Genomic DNA, 18,030 nt, shown 5'->3' on the forward strand with positions numbered 1-18,030 from the left:
GCGCCCGGCGGCTCCGCGGGGGTGTCGCCGGCAGCCCACGTCCAGGAGGGGGCGGTAGAATCTGCCTCATCCGTGCAGGCCCCCCGGGTCCGCACGACCGCCATCCCACGAGCATCAGAGAGGGGCGCCGTGCCACAGTCCGAGCCGCCACATCCGCAGCAGCCGAACTCGGGCGACCGTCACCGGCCTGCGGACCGACGCCGCCAGCACGCCGGGGACTCCGAGCGCGTCGAGGGCTCCGCCGACGCGGCGCTGCCACTGACCCCTTCGGAGGACCGTCGCTGGGCGACGCTGTCCCACTTCGGCGGGCTCATGGGCTGCGTGCCGTCGCTGATCATCTACCTCGTGTTCCGGGACCGAGGTCCGTTCACCGCACAGGAGTCCAAGGAGGCCCTGAACTTCACCCTGCCGCTGACCGTGGTGATGCTCGTCTGCTACGTGCTGGCGCTGATCCCCGCCATCGGGTGGATCTTCGGACTGGCCGCCGTCTTCCTGTGGGTCGTGATGACGATCTCAGGTCTCGTGGCGGGCATCGAGTGCAACAAGGGTCGCCCCTACCGGTACCGGATGAACCTGCGCCTCATCCACTGAGGCGACGGGTCACCGCATCGGCCAGCAGGCGGCCCTGCAGCGTGAGCACCACCCGTCCGCGCGGGCTCCGTTCGTCCGGGTTCAACGGTCCCTCCTGCGCCAGCCCCTCGTGGACCAGGGCCCGCAGGACTCCGTCGTCGAGGCGTCGAGCCCCAGGCAGCGCCTCATGCTCGGCCACGTCGAGGCCCTCGGCGATCCGCAGGCGCAGCATCAGGTGCTCCAGCGCCTGTGCGTCGTCGTCGAGAAGCTCCCTGCCGTGGCCCGGGGTGATGCCCTGGTGGAGCCGCTGGGCGTAGGCGGCGGGGTGCTTGACGTTCCACCAGCGCAGTCCGCCCAGGTGGGAGTGGGCGCCCGGCCCCGCACCCCACCAGTCGGAGTCCCGCCAGTAGTTCAGGTTGTGCTGCGACCGGGTCGACTCATCCCGCGAGAAGTTCGAGACCTCGTACCACTGGTGTCCGGCCGCGCTCAGCAGCTCGTCGGTGAGCAGGTACTTGTCCGCATGGTCATCCGGATCCACATCGGGCAGCTCGCCGCGGCGGACCTTCGCCGCCATCGCGGTACCCTCCTCCACGATCAGCGAGTACGCCGAGACATGGTCCGGATCCATCGCGACCGCAGTCTCCAGGCTGGTGCGCCAGTCCTCCAAGGTCTCTCCCGGCGTGCCATAGATCAGGTCCAGGCTGACCTGAAGGCCCTGGCTCCGGACGGCGTCGACCGCACGGGTGACATTGGCAGGATCATGGGTGCGGTCCAGTGTGCGCAGCACCTTCGGCACCGCCGACTGCATGCCCAGACTCACCCGGGTGAATCCGGCCTCGGCCAATGTGGCGGCGGTAGCTTCGTCCACGGTGTCGGGGTTCGCCTCCGTGGTGACCTCCGCCCCCGGGGCCACCCCGAACAGGGACCGGGCGCGCTCCAGGATGCGGGCCAGGGACTCGGCCGGGAGCAGCGTGGGGGTGCCGCCGCCGAAGAAGATCGTGCGCAAGGGGCGCTCGGGCGCCCCGGAGCGTGCCAGCAGATCCGCGGCGAACTCCAACTCCCGGATCAGCGTCTCCGGGTAGGACTCCCGGGACGCACCCGGACCGAGGTCCTCAGCCGTGTAGGTGTTGAAGTCGCAATAGCCGCAGCGCACCGAGCAGAAGGGGATGTGCACGTACAGCCCCAGCGGCGCTGAGGCGCGCCCGCCCAGCCCGGCGAGCACCCGCGCGGGCAGCGCGCCGTCGGCCGGGACCGGATCGCCCACCGGAAGCGTGGCAGGCACTGCCTACTTCTTGCCCTTCTCGCCGCCACCCTCGTCGGAGGACAGAGCAGCGATGAAGGCCTCCTGAGGCACCTCCACGGTGCCCACCATCTTCATGCGCTTCTTGCCCTCCTTCTGCTTCTCCAGCAGCTTGCGCTTGCGGCTGATGTCTCCGCCGTAGCACTTCGAGAGCACGTCCTTGCGGATGGCGCGGATGTTCTCACGCGCGATGATGCGCGAGCCGATGGCCGCCTGGATCGGAACCTCGAACTGCTGGCGCGGGATGAGCTCCTTCAGACGGGAGGCCATCCTCACTCCGTAGGCATAGGCATGGTCGCGGTGGGTGATCGCGGAGAAGGCGTCCACCTTGTCCCCCTGCAGCAGGATGTCGACCTTCACCAGGTCGGCCGCCTGATCACCCTCGCCCTGCCAGTTCAGCGAGGCGTAGCCCTTGGTGCGGGACTTCAGCTGATCGAAGAAGTCGAAGACGATCTCCGCCAGGGGAAGCCTGTACCGCAGCTCCACACGTTCCTCGGAGAGGTAGTCCATGCCCTCCATGGTGCCGCGACGAGCCTGGCAGAGCTCCATGACAGCTCCGACGAACTCACTGGGGACGATCACCGTCGCGGCGACCACCGGCTCACGGATCTCCGAGACCTTGCCGTCGGGGAACTCGCTGGGGTTGGTCACCACGTGGACCTCGCCGTCCTCCGCCGTGACGTCATAGATGACGTTCGGCGCGGTGGAGATCAGGTCGAGGTTGTACTCGCTCTCCAGACGCTGGCGGGTGATCTCCAGATGCAGCAGGCCGAGGAACCCGACGCGGAACCCGAACCCGAGAGCCGCCGAGGTCTCCGGCTCGAAGCTGAGGGCGGCGTCGTTGAGCTGCAGCTTCTCCAGCGCCTCGCGCAGCACCGGGAAGTCCGAGCCGTCGATGGGGAACAGCCCCGAGAACACCATCGGGCGGGGCTCGTCATAGCCACCGATGATCGCGTCGGCAGGCTTCGCCTGCGAGGTGACGGTGTCACCGACCTTGGACTGACGCACGTCCTTGACGCCGGTGATCAGATAGCCGACCTCTCCGACGCCGAGCCCCTTGGTCGGCTCCGGCTCCGGGGAGGAGACGCCGATCTCGAGCAGCTCATGGGTGGCTCCGGTGGACATCATCTTGATGCGCTCGCGATGCCCAAGACTGCCGTCGACGACGCGGACGAAGGTCACCACGCCGCGGTAGGTGTCGTAGACCGAGTCGAAGATCATCGCGCGTGCCGGTGCCTGCGCGTCGCCCTCCGGGGCGGGGATCTCCTCGACGATGCGGTCCAGGAGCTCCTCCACGCCTTCACCGGTCTTGCCCGAGACGCGCAGCACATCGGCGGGGTCGCCGCCGATCAGGTGGGCGATCTCCTCGGCGTACTTCTCGGGCTGGGCCGCCGGCAGGTCGATCTTGTTCAGCACCGGGATGATCGTCAGGTCATGCTCCATGGCCAGGTACAGGTTCGCCAGCGTCTGGGCCTCGATGCCCTGGGCGGCGTCCACCAGCAGCAGCGCCCCTTCGCAGGCGGCCAGCGAGCGGGAGACCTCATAGGAGAAGTCCACGTGGCCGGGCGTGTCGATCATGTGGAAGGCGTAGGTCTCGCCGTCGTGCTCCCAGGGCATGCGCACCGCCTGGGACTTGATGGTGATGCCCCGTTCACGCTCGATGTCCATGCGGTCCAGGTACTGGGCCTTCATCTCGCGGGGCTGGACGACTCCCGTCAGCTGCAACATGCGGTCCGCGAGTGTGGACTTGCCGTGGTCGATGTGCGCGATGATGCAGAAGTTCCGGATCACGCCAGGATCGGTCGCGGCGGGCACCAGAGGAGTGCGGGCCTTCGGAGACACGTGCGAGTGGTCCTTCCCTCGGGGACGGGATGTCGGGCTGACGCTCCATTCTTCCATGAAACGGGCGCAGCACCGTGCGGAGGACGGACTCGGCGCCCGGAAGACGCGACCCGGACGCCGCGGGCCCGCCGCACCATGTGCGACGGGGCCCGCGGCACCCGACTCCCGCGGCTGCGAGACGAGCGTGATCCGGGATGGATCAGAGCGCGTTGACCTTGGCGGCCAGACCGGACTTGCGGTTGGCGGCCTGGTTCTTGTGGATGACGCCCTTGGAGACGGCCTTGTCCAGCTTGCGCGCGGCCTCGCGGTGCGCCGCCAGCGCGGCGTCCTTGTCCTCGGCCGCGACGGCCTTGCGGACCTTCTTCACCGCGGTCTTCAGCTCGGACTTGACGGCCTGGTTGCGCAGGCGAGCCTTCTCGTTGGTGAGGATGCGCTTCTTCTGAGACTTGATGTTTGCCACGTGTTGTCTTTCTGTCTGGGTTCACTGTGTGGTGAGGGCTGCATCCCTGCTTGGGCGGCAGAAGACAGACTGAGTGGCGTGGGGTTGCCATGGCGAATGCGCGACGTCATCAGGCAGAGGGGCCTGACGCCGCGCAGAGAGCTCTCTGCCGCAGGGAGTGCCGACCGCGAGGGCCGTAGACACTGCCTATAGATCGTAGCAGAGAACACGGGGCTCGTCTCACCTGGGGCGGTGCCGACGCTGGACTCACCGCCCGACGGACCCGGCGATGATCCCGATGGCGCGCTCCACGGCGTACTCGGGCGTCCGGGAAGCTCCCTTGGCCTCCGCGTCGGCGCGTGCCACCGCTTCCACGGCGGCCGCCGCCCGGTGGGACTGCCAGCGTCGGGCCGTCTCGGCGGCCTGACGCAGCTGCCAGGGAGGCACGCCGAGGTCCGAGGCCAACCGGTCGGCGCTGCCCCGATGGTCCACCAGGGCGGCGATCTGGCGCCCCTTGCGGGCCAGCGCGGCAGTCACGGCGATCGGCGAGACTCCGGTGGCCATCGCGTGGCGGTACAGCCGGGTGGCGGCGTCACGCCGCCCGTCGAATGCCGCGTCGGCGACCTTGAAGGCCGTCGCCTCCACCCGGCCGCCGTGGTACCGGTCAACGTCCTCCTCCGTGATCGCTCCCGGCACGTCCCGGATCAGCTGCTGGCAGGCTCCGCCGAGGTCCGACAGGGAGGATCCGGCGGCTGCCACGAGTGCTCGGGCGGCGTCGGGCTGGATCTCCCGACCCGCGGCACGGAACTCGCGCCGGAGGAAGTCCATCTTGTCCGTGTCGGACTTCGCCGCCGCGCAGTCGACGACGACGGCTCGCCCGGACATCGCATCCAGGAGCTTCTTGCCCCGGTTGCCGCCCGAATGACGCATCACCACGGTGACTTCGGCGTCAGGGGCCTCCCCGAGATAGGAGAGGGCGTCCTCCAGGAAGGCGTCGTTCATCTGCGCGAGATCCTCCGCCAGGATCAGGCGCGCCTCGCCGAAGAGCGACGGTGAGGCCACGGTGGCCAGCTCGCCGCGGGCTGCCGCACTGACGTCGAGCCGGGTGTACTCCAGGTCAGGGTGAGCACTGCGCAGCGTGGCTTTGATACGGTCCATCGCGCGGGACGCCAGATAGTCCTCAGGTCCACGCAGCAGCATCAGCGGCGCAGGTTCGACGAGACGGAAGTCCTCACCGGCGCGTGGTGACGCACCCTTGCGCCCGGCGGAGCCTCCGCCCTGGGTGCGCTGCCCCGCCCCCCGTCGCCCTGCTCCTCGCTGTCCTGCCCCGCGCTGTGCCGCTGCCATGTCTCCATCCTAGGCGGTGTCCAGGACTCGGACGAGGTGACCGCGCTCGCGACGCGGCGGCCGCCCCACGCAGGGTCGACAGCGGCCGGGCCCCGTCGATGTCTCGACGGGGCCCGGCCGGTGTCTGCGTACCTGCGGGTTGCGGATCAGGCAGGACTGGCGAGCTCTCCGGTGAAGTGTCGGCGCCCCTTGCGCGGATCCCATCCGGTGAAGGTCTCCACAACCTGACCTGCGGAGGCATCGACGCCTCGGCGCTCGGCGTGGAAGGCGACGGTGCAGGGCAGGCGCATCGGTGCCTCGAAGGTGATGCGCCACCGGTGCCCCGCGTCGTCGGGCTCACGCCCCTCCAGCATCCGGCCGGCGGCGTACATGCCATGCACGATCGCCCGGGGCATGCCAAGCATGCGGGCGCTGACGGAGCTGATGTGGATCGGGTTCCAGTCTCCGGAGACGGCGGCATAGCGGCGGCCCATGTCGGCGCCCAGACGCCACTGTCCGGTCTTGGCGGGCGGAATGAACTCCTCACGCTCCGACGACTCCGGCTGCCTCTCAGGCTCACCGTCGCCCGGGCGACCGGCCAGGTGCGCGCCCCGGCTCAGATAGGTCGACACCCCCCGCCACAGCACCTCCGACTCCGCGGGGCGCCCGACGTCCGCGGCGTCCGCGAGCACCTCCACGACGGCGTCGAACTGTGTGCCGCGCCGGTGCGGGCGCAGACCTTCGGTCCAGGCCTTGATCTGCACCGGCTCGTCCACCGTCACCCGGCGACGATGCTCCACCGCATTGCTCAGGTGGACCATGCCCATCAGCGGCAGCGGAAACGCCTCCTCGGCGAGCAGACCCATCTGGACCGGGAAGGCCAGGATGTGGGCCAGCACCGAGGGCAGGCCCCGACGGTGCACGCCGTCGAAGGGCTCCCCGCCGAAGAGCAGGCGGTACTGCTCCAGCTGCTGGGCCGAGGCACCGGGATGCCGCGCGACCACGGCGTGCCCCGGCAGCTCGTCCGCGGCTCCCGAGGATCGTGGGGCCACGGCCGAACGGGCGGACTCCCAGCCGGCGTGGACGTAGATGTCCTTCAGCGCGGGCAGCTCGATCCGACGGACGTCGACAGGACCTGTGCTCTGCTCCTCGATCCGATCAGTCATACCGGCTCAGGCCCCCACCAGGTTCTGACCACAGACACGCAGCGTCAGTCCGCTGGTGCCGCCGGCCGCAGGGGACGCCAGGTACGCGATGGTCTCCGCGACGTCGTCGGGACGGCCTCCCTGGTTGAGGGAGTTCAGGCGTCGGGCCACCTCACGCGTGGCGAACGGGATCTTCGCCGTCATCTCCGTCTCGATGAACCCGGGCGCCACGGCGTTGATGGTCCCGTGACGAGCCTCCAGCTGAGCCGAGCTCGCCGCCACCATGCCCATCACCCCAGCCTTCGAGGCCGCGTAGTTGGTCTGCCCCCGGTTGCCCGCGATGCCCGAGGTCGAAGCCAGGGAGACGATGCGCGGCCCGGACGTGCCCTCCGGCCGGTTGAACAGGTCATCGGCCAGCAGCGCGCGGTTCATCCGCAGCTGGGCCTCGATGTTGACCGCGATGACCGAGTCCCACCGCGCCGGGTCCATGTTGGCCAGCAGCTTGTCGCGGGTGATGCCGGCATTGTGCACCACGATGTCCAGCCGGCCATAGTGCTGCCGCGCGTGGGCCAGGATGCGTTCCCCGGCGTCGTCGGCCGTGATGTCCAGTTGCAGGGCCGTGCCGGAGACACGGTTCGCCGTGGCGGCGAGCTGCTCGCCCGCCGCGGGGACGTCCACGACGATGAGCTGGGCACCGTCGCGATGCAGCACCTCCGCGATGGAGGCGCCGATCCCTCGGGCCGCGCCCGTGACCACCGCGACCTGACCCTCCAGGGGGCGATCCCAGTCCCCAGGGAGCACACCGTTGACGGAGTCCACGGTGAGGAACTGCCCAGAGACGAAGGCCGACCGCCCGGAGAGCAGGAAGCGCAGCCCTCCTGCCACGGAGGGTGCGCCGGCGTCGAGGTCCTCAGCGAGGACCAGTCCGTTGGCCGTCGCGCCGGCCCGCATCTCATGGGCCAACGACCGGGTGAGGCCCTCCACGCCCTTGCGTGCGGCCCGCAGCGCCGGGTCCGAGGCGGCATCAGGGCTGCGGAAGACCGTGACGACCCGCCCGGACGGTGCGACCTGCTTCAGCATCCGACCGAGGCCGAGTGCGGTCTCGCTCAGGTCCGCCGGAGTGGAGATCGCGTCGAAGCAGGCGATCACGGCCGAGACCCGCTCGCGGGGCTCCACATGCCGGCGGACGTCCAGGTCCCACGTCAGCAGCAGTGAGGCGATCTCATCCGAGACCGTCCCTGTGCCCACGACGACGACGGGCCCCGGCACCACGGGCGCGCCGGGTCGATGCCGTCGCAGCCTGGCCGGCTGCGGCAGGCCCAGGGCGGAGGTCAGCCGGCGCCCCAGCGGCGTATTGGCGAACTCGGTGTAGGTATCGCGTGCCATGGACTGCTCACCGCCCTTCCAGAATCGCGGTGATGCCCTGCCCGCCTGCGGCGCAGACCGAGATGAAGCCGAGCTTGCCCGGCTTGCCGTGCAGCATCTTGGCCAGGGTGGCCACGATCCGTCCGCCCGTGGCGGCGAAGGGGTGGCCCGCGGCCAGGGATGAGCCGTGGATGTTGAGCCGGCTGCGGTCGATGCGCCCCAGAGGCGCATCGAGGCCGAGCTTCCCGCGGCAGAACTCCTCGTCCTCCCAGGCGGCGATCTGCGCCAGCACGGTCGAGGCGAAGGCCTCATGGATCTCGAAGTACTCGAAGTCCTCGAAGGTGAGGCCGTTGCGCTCCAGCATCCGGGCGGCGGCATAGGCGGGAGCCATCAGCAGCCCCTCGGCACCGTCCACGAAGTCCACGGCGGCCTGCTCATAGTCGACGAAGGTCGCCAGCTGCGGCAGGTCGTGGGCCTCGGCGTAGTCCGCCGAACCGAGCAGCACGGCGGAGGCGCCGTCGGTCAGTGCGGTGGAGTTGGCCGCCGTCATGGTGGCCTCTTCCCCCAGATCGCGTCCGAAGGCGGGGGCGAGCTTCCCGAGCTTCTCCAGCGTGGAGTCAGCACGGAGGTTGGTGTCCCGCTGCACACCCTTGAAGGGGGTGACCAGGTCGTCGAAGAAGCCGTCGTCATAGGCGGCGGCCAGGTTCTGATGGGAGGCCAGGGCGAGCTCATCCTGCTCCTGACGCCCGATGCCCCAGGCGTGGGCGGTCACCGCCATGTGCTCCCCCATGGACATCCCGGTCCGGGGCTCGTTGACGCCGGGAGCCTGCGGGGCCAGGTGCCCGGGACGGATCTTCGCCAGCGCCTTGAGCCGCTGTCCCGGCGTCTTGGCCCGGTTGGCCTCCATGAGAATCCGGCGCAGGGCGTCGGTCACCACGATCGGGGCGTCCGAGATGGAGTCCACCCCGGCCCCGATGCCGGACTCGATGCGGCCCAGCCGAATCTTGTCCGCCAGCGAGCCGATGGCCTCCATGCCGGTGGCACAGGCCATCTGGACGTCGGTGGCCGGCGTGGCCGGATCCAGCGGAGTGCCCAGCACGGACTCCCGCACCAGGTTGAAGTTCTTCGAATGCTTCATCACCGCGCCGCCGGCGACCGACCCGATCCGCTGTCCCTGCAGCCCGAACCTCGCCACGAGGCCGTTGAGGCCCGAGGTCAGCATGTCCTGGTTCGATGCGGTGGCATAGGCGCCGTGAGCGCGGGCGAAGGGGATGCGGTTGCCGCCGATGACGACGACGTCGCGCGTCTGGACGGTGCGTGTCTGGGCGCTCGTCCGGTCAATGGTGGTCACGAGGGGTTCTCCTCCAGTCGGTGGACCAGGACTTGTCTTTATTACTGCTCAGTATCTTAGACTATCTGTGTTGATCATCACTGTCACACTCCCCACGCGGGCGTAAGGAGTCGGACCATGAGTCAGACCACGAGTCACACCACCACTGACACTACTGAACACGAGGTGTCCTCACCATCCCTGGACACCGGTCTCCTCGAGGAGGTTCTGCTCGGACGGTGGGCGGACACCCGCCGAGTCTCTCGCGCCCTCGCCGCCGAGGACCGGTTCCATAAGATCGAGGGCCTGACCAAGGAGCAGCACCGCGAGCGCGTGCTCGGTCAGCTCCACGAGCTCGTCGCCGCCGATGCGGTCCACCGCGCTTCCCGAAGGAGTTCGGGGGCCAGGACGCGCCGGGCGGGAACATCGCCGCCTTCGAGGAGCTCGTCACCGCCGACCCCTCGCTCCAGATCAAGGCGGGCGTCCAGTGGGGACTGTTCGGCTCCGCCGTGCTGCATCTCGGCACCGAGGAGCATCACCGACGCTTCCTGCCGGGCATCATGGACCTCAGCGTGCCGGGCGCCTTCGCGATGACGGAGATCGGCCACGGCTCGGACGTGGCCTCCATCGGCACCACGGCGACCTACGACCCGGCCGCCGATGAGTTCGTGCTCCACACGCCGTTCACGGCAGCCACCAAGCGGTTCCTCGGCAACGCCGCCGTGGACGGCAAGGACGCGGTCGTCTTCGCCCAGCTCATCACAGGGGGCGTGAACCACGGGGTGCACTGCTTCTACTGCCACCTGCGGGACGACGACGGCCAGCCGCTGCCGGGCATCACCATCTGGGACGACGGCCAGAAGGGCGGCCTCAATGGGATCGACAACGGTCGGATCGCCTTCGACTCGATCCGGATCCCGCGCACCTACCTGCTCAACCGTTATGGGGACGTCGCCGCCGACGGCACCTACACCTCCTCCATCGAGAGCCCCGGCCGCCGGTTCTTCACCATGATCGGCACCCTGGTCCAGGGGCGCGTCTCGCTGTCCGGCGCCTCAGTGGCGGCCTCCAAGCTGGCCCTGATCGGCGCCGTCACCTACGGCAACCAGCGGCGCCAGTTCAACGCCTCCTCCCCCGTGGAGGAGGAGGTCATCATGGACTACCAGCTGCACCAGCGCCGGCTGATCCCTCGCCTGGCCACCACCGTCGCACTGACCTTCGCCCAGGAGAAGCTCCTGGCGAAGTTCGAGGACGTGTTCTCCGGCGCCGACGACTCCGACGAGAACCGCCAGGAGCTCGAGACGCTGGCCGCGGCCATCAAGCCGATCGCCACCTGGCACGCCCTGGACACGCTGCAGGAGGCCCGTGAGGCGTGCGGTGGAGCAGGGTTCATCGCGGAGAACCGTTTCGCGACGCTCCGCGCGGACCTCGACATCTACGTCACGTTCGAGGGTGACAACAACGTGCTGCTGCAGCTGGTGGCCAAGCGGCTGCTCAGCGACTTCGCCGCCGAGTTCAAGGACGCCGACGTCGGGGCGCTGTCCCGGTACGTGGCCTCGCAGGCCCAGTCGACGGTGCTGCACCGCTTCGGCCTGCGGCGGGCGATCCAGTCCGTGCAGGACACCGGCGACGAGCGTCGCAGCGCGAACTGGTTCAAGCAGACCGAGGTGCAGCGGGATCTGCTCACCGACCGGGTCCGGCAGATGGTCACCGATGTGGCCGGGGAGCTGCGGAGCGTGGCCCGCAAGCCCGCCGCCGAGCAGGCCGCCACCTTCAACGAGCACCAGCACGAGATCATCCAGGCGGCGACGGCCCACGCCGAGCTCCTCATCTGGGAGTCCTTCACCGAGGCGCTGGACGGAGTGGAGCACGCGGGGACCCGTCAGGTGCTGACCTGGCTGCGCGACGTCTACACGCTGACCAGGATCGAGGAGAACCTGGACTGGTATCTGCTCAACGGCCGGATCTCCTCCCAGAGGGCCCGCACGCTGAGCCCCTACATCAACCGGCTGCTGGCCCGCCTGCGCCCGCTGGCGCAGGACATCGTGGACTCGTTCGGCTACACCGCCGATCATGTGCGCATGGAGGTCGCATCCGGTGCCGAGCAGCTGCGTCAGGAGGAAGCGATGGAGCACTACCGCGTGCTCCGCGCCTCTTCGGACGCACCCGTGGACGAGAAGATCCTGCTCAAGCGGCGCCAGCAGGAGCGTCGGGGGCGACGCACGGAACGCTGAGGCTCGGAGACGGGGCGGGCAGGGCCGCACAGAGCCGGACTGGGCTGCACAGAGCCGGACTGGGCTGCACAGGGCCGGACCGGGGTCGCGACCCGGCTTTGCCCGCCCCGTCGGATGCGGCTTGAATGGGGTCATGACGATCACTGACACTGACGCATCCCCCGGAGCGGAGACCCCGTTCCCCCGGGCTGCGGAGGAGAACCTGACCAGGGACGAGGCCGCGTCCCGCTCTGCGCACCTGACGGTGGACGCCTATGAGGTCGACGTGGACCTCTCGGGCGCCGCCGCCGAGGGCGCCTCGACCTATCCCGTCTCCACCCGGATCCTGTTCCGCAGCGCCTCGCCCGGGGCAGAGACGTTCCTCGACTATCTGGGCGCCGCGGTGGAGGAGGTCATCCTCAACGGCGCTCGCCTGGACCCGGCGGACCATGTGGGCTCCGCACGGATCCGACTCCCCGAGCTGGCGGCCGAGAACGTGGTGGAGATCCGGTCCTCCTCCCGCTACTCCCGCTCCGGGGAGGGCCTGCACCGCTTCGTGGACCCCTCCGACGGGCAGGTCTACCTGTACACGCAGTACGAGCCCGCCGACTCCCGGCGCGTGTTCCCCGTGTTCGAGCAGCCGGACCTGAAGGCCACGTTCCGCTTCTCCCTGATCGGCCCCCAGAGCTGGGAGCTGCGGTCCAACGGCGCGGAGGTCTCCCGGGAGTCGGTCTCCGGCACCGCCGCAGGGCTCGACGGTGAAGGCCTGGTCCGCGTCAGCTTCGCCGAGACGCGACGGATGTCCAGCTACATCACCGCGCTGCTCGCCGGACCGTACCACCGCGTGGACGGCTCCTGGGCGGGCGGGGTGGAGGGAGAGTCCCCGATCGAGGTCCCGCTGGCGGTGCTCTGTCGAGCCTCCCTGGCCGAACACCTCGACTCCGAGGAGCTCCTCGAACTGACCCGCTCAGGCTTGGACTTCTTCCACGCCGAGTTCGCCTTCACCTACCCGTGGGGCAAATACGACCAGGTCTTCGTCCCCGAGTACAACCTCGGCGCCATGGAGAACCCGGGCCTGGTCACATTCACCGAGAAGTACGTCTTCGACACCGACGCCACCGACGCCCAGCGCGAGACCCGAGCCAACACGCTGATGCACGAAATGGCTCACATGTGGTTCGGCGACCTCGTCACCATGCGCTGGTGGGACGACCTGTGGCTCAAGGAGTCCTTCGCCGACTACATGGGGTCACTGGCGGTGGACGAGGCCACCGACTGGACCACCTCCTGGATCTCCTTCGCCAACGGCCGGAAGGCCTGGGCGTATGTGCAGGACCAGCTGCCCACCACGCATCCGATCGTCGCAGACATCACCGACCTGGAGGCGGCCGACCAGAACTTCGACGGCATCACCTACGCCAAGGGCGCTTCGGTGCTCAAGCAGCTCGCGGCCTTCGTCGGCCGCGAGGCCTTCCGCGAGGCTGCCCGTCGGTACTTCGTCCGGCATGCCTTCGGCAACGCGAGCCTGGACGACTTCCTGTCGGTGCTCGGCGAGGTCTCCGGCCGCGACATGACCAGCTGGGCCGCGGCCTGGCTGCAGACCGCCGGCGTGCCGGAGCTCGCCGCATCGGTGGACGACGCCGGCCGCGTCGTGGTCGAGGAGCGCGGCACTGATCCCGCCACGGGTGGACCGATCAGCCGTCCGCACGTCGTGGAGGTCGGCGTCCACGTGCTCGACGAGACCACCGGGACCCTGCGGCGCACCGGATCAGAACGCATCGCCCTCGAGGGCCCCCGCGTGCTCCAGGAGCTGACCCTCCCCGCTGCGGGTGCTCCGCGGCTGCTGCTGCCCAACGAGGAGGACCTCACCTACGCCAAGCTCAGCCTGGATCCGGAATCCGTGGCGGCAGTCCTGACCCACCCCGTCGAGGACCCGCTCGCGCGTGCCACCGTGTGGGCCGCCCTGTGGTCCATGGTCCGCGACGGCGAGCTGCCCGCGGCCCGGTTCCTGGAAGCGGTGATGACTCTGGGCCTGCAGATCGAAGAGGTCGTCGTCGTCCAGGCGCTGCTGCGGCAGAGCGACCGTGCCCTGGAGGCCTTCACGCCGGCGGAGGAGCGGGAGCGGCTGCAGGAGCAGTTCGCCGCCCGCCTGGCCGAGTTCATCGCCGAGTGCCACGGCGGTGACCGCAGCGCGCAGCGGCCCGCACCCTGGCCACGATCTCGCGTCGCACGCCCGCACAGCTGGACCTGCTGGCGGCGCTGCTCGACGGCGAGGCCGCCTCCCTGGGGATCACCGGCCTGGCGCTGGACGAGGAGCTGCGTTGGGCGTTCCTGCAGGCGCTCACCACCCACGGACGGGTGGAGCGCAACGCCCTCGACGCCGAACTGGCCGGCCGCACCACGCGCGCGGACGGATCGCCCACCGGCTCGCACTGGCGGCCCGCCCTCGCCCCGCGGTGAAGAAGGAGGCCTTCGCCCAGGCGATCTCCGGCCGGGACGACGACGGCGAGGAACTGTCCAACGATCACCTCACCGCCACGGTGGAGGGCTTCCGCTGCGGTCCGGCCGAGCTCGTGGACGCCTATGAGGAGGACTACTTCGCCGCCGTCGTCGACGTGTGGGAGCGGATGAGCCAGGGTCAGGCCACGCGTGTGGTCGCCGGGCTGTTCCCCGGCACTCAGGACCTGACGGCCGGAGAGAAGCCTCAGGAGCACCCGACGGCCCGCCGCACGGCCGACTGGCTCGCCGCCCATCAGGACGCTCCGGCGGCGCTGCGGCGGTTGCTCATCGAGGAGCAGGACCATCTGCTGCGCAGTCTGCGCGCCCAGCAGTCGGCGCGGCGGTAGACCGGGCTCAGCAGAACCGGGCTGGGCTGGGCGGGACTGGGCAGAACCGGGCTGGGAGGACCCTGGGCTGACCAGTCCTCGGCTGATCAGTCCTCGCCCCTGCGGCCCGCAGAAGATCGTCTCTCCGTGAGAGATCGCCCCCTGATTCGGCGACGATCTCTCACGGAGAGACGATCCGCACCCCGCTCAGGTGCGGGTGATGAGATCCTCGGTGGCGGCCTCGCGAGCGGCCACCCGCTTCTCCCGGCGCTTGTCATTGAGCAGACACAGCACGATCGCGACCCCGAAGAGGACCACGAGCGGACCGGCGATGAAGAACATGGTGATCGCATCGCCGCCGGGGGCCGCCATGGCCGAGATCAGCGCGATGAACATCAGGGTCCCCCGCCAGCTCTTGAGGACCCGACGCCCGGTGATCAGCCCCATCATGTTCACTCCCACCAGGATCACCGGGATGACCATCGCGACCCCGAAGGCCAGGAAGAGGTGCAGCACGAAGGTGAAATAGACGTCCGGAGCGATGATGTTCGACGTGCCCTCGGGGTTCAGGGTGAAGAAGAATCGGATGGCCTGCGGCAGGACCACGTAGGCCAGGCCGATGCCGATCACGAACAGCGGCACCGAGGCGGCGATGAACCCCAGGGCGTAGCGCTTCTCCTTCTTCTGCAGCCCGGGCATGATGAAGGCCCACAGCTGGTAGAGCCACACCGGCGAGGAGATCACGATCCCGACGAACAGCGAGATGCGGATCATCAGGTCCAGCGGCTGGCCGACCGTGTTGAAGGCGATCTCGGTGCTGCGGTCCACATCGTCGAAACCGATGACCGGCGCGCTCAGCAGCGCGAAGATCGTGTCATAGAGGAAGAACCCCGCGACGGCACCGACCACGATCCCCAGGCAGGCCTTGATGAGCCGATTGCGGAGTTCGCGCAGATGCTCCTTCAGGGGCATCTTCCCCTCAGGGTCTCTGCGGCGTCTCGACTTCCTGCGACGTCGTGGCGATGAGGTGCGGGGAGCGTCGTCGTGCGTCCCTGCCATCGGTCCTCAGGCGTGGTCGCGGCGGTGCTGTGAGCTGCCGCGCGGGGTGTCGGTGGGGTCCACCACACGGCCCTCCACCGCGGGACGCTCGGCGTCGCCGGTCTCGGGGTCCTTGGAGTCAGACTCGTCCTGCATCGTGCGGACCTCGGATTTGAAGATCCTCATCGACTGACCCACGGACTTGGCCAGCTGTGGAAGCTTCGGCGCACCGAACAGCAGGATGATGAGCAGGGCGATGATGGCGATCTGCCAACCGGTGATGTTCATGGAGTGCGTCCTTTCGTCTGGCCCCCAGGATACTCCACCGAGCTGGACACACCGTCGCCCAGGGCCGCCAGCCCCCGTTCGGCTCGACGCACGACCTCCCCGGCAAGCTCCTCCGGCTGCAGCACGGTGACGTCGCCCCCGGAGCGCAGCGCCAGATCGACGGCGATGGACCCGCTGCGCAGGGCGACCTCCACCGTCCGCGCGCCGTCCTCTCCCCAGACCTCCCGCACGGGCGCCCAGGCATCAGCGTCGGCCGCCGCCGAGGGGGCGAAGCGCAGGATCACGAGCTCGTCATCGCGACGACGAGGGACCTCCGGGCGGCGCGCAGGCTCGGTCGCGAGCGCGCGGGCCTGATCGCTCAGCGGCGTGTCCGGCATCGGCGTCAGGTCCAGCACCCGGCCGAGCAGGAAGTTCCGCTCCCCCTCCACCGACCGGCACCAGGCCCGCAGGTAGGTGCGGGCGCCGTCGTGCAGCAGCGTCACGGGGTCCACGACGCGACGGGTCCGGCGGTTCTGGACATCTTCGTAGAGGAGTTCGACGGCGTGCTCGCCGTCGAGGGCCTCGCGCAGAACGGCCTCGTGGCCGAACTCGTCGGCGCTCTGCCAGGCCACACTCAGCTCGGCGGCAGTGGCGTCGAGCTCAGCCGGAACGATCGCACGGATCCTGTCGCGCAGGCGCGCGGCGGCCTGCCGGACCGGCTCGGTGTCCGGATCCTGGGAGGCGATGAGACCCTCCAGGGCGATCAGCACCGAGAGCGCCTGCGGTGCGGTCAGCCGCAGCGGACGCCCCAGCGTGTCCTGAAGCCGCGGGCCCGGCAGGGCGATGCGGATGACCGGGTCCTCTGCCAGCAGCTGCTTCTCGAACACGCGACGCGTCAGCGGAAGCTCTGGGTCGATGTCGATGTAGTGCCCGAACTGCGCGGAATCGAAGGCGGCCGACTGCTGCAGGGAGAGAAGATCCCGGTGCAGCTGACGAGGCGTGATGCTGTAGCGCTCCAGCAGATCGCTGGCCCGTGCACCGCCGGTGGCGTGCAGGTAGGCGGCCATCGACATGACCCGGGCGATCTTCGCTCCGGCGTCGTTGGTCGTCGAGGTCCGCGGCGCCCTCAGCTCCTCCGCCGGAACCGGGCTGTCCCGATGCGCCCGGCGCACAGCTTCCAGGTGACGCCGGACCAGCGCCGTGAGTCGCTCCCCGGAGAGCACCCGGACCCGCGGCAGCGCGACGGCGATCTTCCCCAGGAAGCTGTCGTGGAGCGTGGTCTCGACCGTAAGTCGGACAGCTTCGTCGTGGGACGCCTCAGAAGACACAGGATCGTGACGCGCATGCGGCAGGAAGGTGGCCGCGACGTCGGCGTCGGCCTCCAGCTCCACCGTCTCCGTCCCGTGGGCCGGGCCGAGGGTCTCGAGCTGCTCGCGGGTCACCTGCGGGGGGTCGATGCGGCCGTCGGCGATCTGCTCCAGGACGGTCCTGATGGAATCGTCCGGCGCCGTGAGCCGGGTGATGTCGCCACGGATGCGGTCCAATCGGTAGACACGGACGGCGTCGCGGTCAAGATCGTGGCCCACCAGATACCAGCCGCCGCGGGAGCCTACGCCCAACGGCACCGTGCGGCGCTGTTGGGCGCGATGCCGGCCTCGCGGACTGTAGGTGAACGCCACTGCCGCAGTCGTCAGGGAGTCGGCGAGGGTCCCGAGGTGGTCGAGCACGTGGTCGTCGGCCAGACCCAGTCTCACCGATGCCGGAGGCGGCAGAGCGCCGGGCGTGGGCGCCTCCGGATCGCAGTCGAAGCGGCCGCGGCACGGTCGCCCGCCGGCTCCGAGGCCTGCAGGGCCGTCAGCGCGCCGGCGGCCTGCCGTATGGCCGCCTGTGCCCGGGTCCCGCTCCACAGCAGCTCGGCGTGTCGCAGGGCGATGACCTCGTCCGCCGGAATCCGCAACGGGGGCAGCCCGTGGGCCTCCGGATCGATGACGTAGCGGAAGTCGTGGTCACCGCCGTGGCCGTCCCGCCCCTCGTCCTCGGAACCCAGGGACGTGATGTCGATGCCGAGCCGCCGCAGCGTCCGCTTGTCCCGGTTGAACTGCTGCTCGAAGGCCTCCCGGGAGGTCTCGCCCTCGGGACGGTAGTGCTCGACCCGCTCCCGGATCTCTGCCTTGGAGAGGCCCACGGGGGCGGCGTCGATCAGCGTCGCCGCCAGCGAGAGCGCGCGGCTGACGCCGGTGTCGGCGAAGGCGTCCTGTCGCTCCGCCTCAGGAGCATGCGGCGTCGTCCCGTAGACGAAGCCCCCCTGCCCCTCGGCGCCGATCCGGTCCGGCCCGCCTCGGCTGCGGTGGCGATACCCGACCACGGCGG

14 protein-coding genes and 1 pseudogene are annotated in these 18,030 nt (G+C 69.8%); 4 read left to right on the forward strand and 11 right to left on the reverse strand.

All coding sequences use genetic code 11. The features are described 5' to 3' along the window. Nucleotides 1–129: 129 nt before the first annotated feature. The gene (locus BCY76_RS00905) at nt 130–591 is read left to right on the forward strand and encodes a DUF4870 domain-containing protein (RefSeq protein ID WP_070158588.1); all 462 of its coding nucleotides are present in this window, start codon (nt 130–132) and stop codon (nt 589–591) included. Here the strand turns inward: BCY76_RS00905 and hemW are convergent. The 7 genes from hemW to BCY76_RS00940 all read right to left on the reverse strand — a co-directional run bounded on the left by hemW (nt 581) and on the right by BCY76_RS00940 (nt 9,338). Continuing rightward, nucleotides 581–1,852: a radical SAM family heme chaperone HemW gene (hemW, locus tag BCY76_RS00910; protein ID WP_085437053.1), complete on the reverse strand. Its 1,272-nt coding sequence runs from the start codon at nt 1,850–1,852 to the stop codon at nt 581–583. The two genes, BCY76_RS00905 and hemW, sit on opposite strands and share 11 nt — an antisense overlap. Nucleotides 1,853–1,855: 3 nt before the next feature. Beyond that, the gene (lepA, locus tag BCY76_RS00915) at nt 1,856–3,712 is read right to left on the reverse strand and encodes a translation elongation factor 4 (RefSeq protein WP_070158589.1); all 1,857 of its coding nucleotides are present in this window, start codon (nt 3,710–3,712) and stop codon (nt 1,856–1,858) included. Nucleotides 3,713–3,911: 199 nt separating this feature from the next. Continuing rightward, on the reverse strand, nt 3,912–4,172 hold the full coding sequence (rpsT, locus tag BCY76_RS00920; RefSeq protein WP_070158590.1) for a 30S ribosomal protein S20: 261 nt from the start codon (nt 4,170–4,172) through the stop codon (nt 3,912–3,914). A 246-nt stretch (nt 4,173–4,418) separates the two neighbouring features. After that, complete coding sequence (holA, locus tag BCY76_RS00925) at nt 4,419–5,498, reverse strand: DNA polymerase III subunit delta (protein ID WP_139827546.1); 1,080 nt, start codon at nt 5,496–5,498, stop codon at nt 4,419–4,421. Between the two features lie 146 nt (nt 5,499–5,644). Continuing rightward, nucleotides 5,645–6,643: a MaoC family dehydratase gene (locus BCY76_RS00930; RefSeq protein WP_085437054.1), complete on the reverse strand. Its 999-nt coding sequence runs from the start codon at nt 6,641–6,643 to the stop codon at nt 5,645–5,647. 6 nt (nt 6,644–6,649) lie between these two features. After that, nucleotides 6,650–8,008, reverse strand: a complete 1,359-nt coding sequence (locus BCY76_RS00935) for a 3-oxoacyl-ACP reductase (RefSeq protein WP_085437055.1) — start codon at nt 8,006–8,008, stop codon at nt 6,650–6,652. Between the two features lie 7 nt (nt 8,009–8,015). Next, nucleotides 8,016–9,338 (reverse strand): acetyl-CoA C-acetyltransferase, encoded by a 1,323-nt coding sequence (locus BCY76_RS00940; protein WP_083277235.1) that lies wholly within the window; start codon nt 9,336–9,338, stop codon nt 8,016–8,018. A gap of 117 nt (nt 9,339–9,455) precedes the next feature. Between BCY76_RS00940 and BCY76_RS00945 the strand changes: the two are divergent. The 3 genes and pseudogenes from BCY76_RS00945 to BCY76_RS20165 all read left to right on the forward strand — a co-directional run bounded on the left by BCY76_RS00945 (nt 9,456) and on the right by BCY76_RS20165 (nt 14,376). Beyond that, nucleotides 9,456–11,551: pseudogene (locus BCY76_RS00945) on the forward strand (acyl-CoA dehydrogenase family protein). Between the two features lie 133 nt (nt 11,552–11,684). Then, the gene (gene pepN, locus BCY76_RS00950) at nt 11,685–14,117 is read left to right on the forward strand and encodes an aminopeptidase N (protein WP_336581672.1); all 2,433 of its coding nucleotides are present in this window, start codon (nt 11,685–11,687) and stop codon (nt 14,115–14,117) included. Continuing rightward, the gene (locus BCY76_RS20165; RefSeq protein ID WP_336581673.1) at nt 14,104–14,376 is read left to right on the forward strand and encodes a hypothetical protein; all 273 of its coding nucleotides are present in this window, start codon (nt 14,104–14,106) and stop codon (nt 14,374–14,376) included. The genes pepN and BCY76_RS20165 overlap by 14 nt, the downstream gene beginning before the upstream one ends. A 186-nt stretch (nt 14,377–14,562) precedes the next feature. Here the strand turns inward: BCY76_RS20165 and tatC are convergent, their stop codons facing one another. From tatC to BCY76_RS18430, 4 genes are all read right to left on the reverse strand, one after another. Next, a complete protein-coding gene (gene tatC, locus BCY76_RS00955) occupies nt 14,563–15,327 on the reverse strand; it encodes a twin-arginine translocase subunit TatC (RefSeq protein ID WP_237089886.1) in 765 nt (254 codons plus the stop codon). Nucleotides 15,328–15,420: 93 nt separating this feature from the next. Further along, entirely contained in the window at nt 15,421–15,681 is a 261-nt protein-coding gene (gene tatA / locus BCY76_RS00960) for a Sec-independent protein translocase subunit TatA (RefSeq protein WP_085437056.1), read from the reverse strand. Beyond that, nucleotides 15,678–17,414 carry a WYL domain-containing protein gene (locus tag BCY76_RS00965; RefSeq protein WP_201791055.1) on the reverse strand — a complete coding sequence of 579 codons (1,737 nt, stop codon included), beginning with the start codon at nt 17,412–17,414 and terminating at the stop codon, nt 15,678–15,680. The genes tatA and BCY76_RS00965 overlap by 4 nt, the downstream gene beginning before the upstream one ends. Continuing rightward, nucleotides 17,411–18,025 carry a hypothetical protein gene (locus BCY76_RS18430; protein WP_201791056.1) on the reverse strand — a complete coding sequence of 205 codons (615 nt, stop codon included), beginning with the start codon at nt 18,023–18,025 and terminating at the stop codon, nt 17,411–17,413. The genes BCY76_RS00965 and BCY76_RS18430 overlap by 4 nt, the downstream gene beginning before the upstream one ends. Nucleotides 18,026–18,030: the final 5 nt, after the last annotated feature.

This window comes from Nesterenkonia sp. PF2B19 (assembly GCF_001758425.2).
Classification (GTDB): Bacteria; Actinomycetota; Actinomycetes; order Actinomycetales; family Micrococcaceae; genus Nesterenkonia; species Nesterenkonia aethiopica.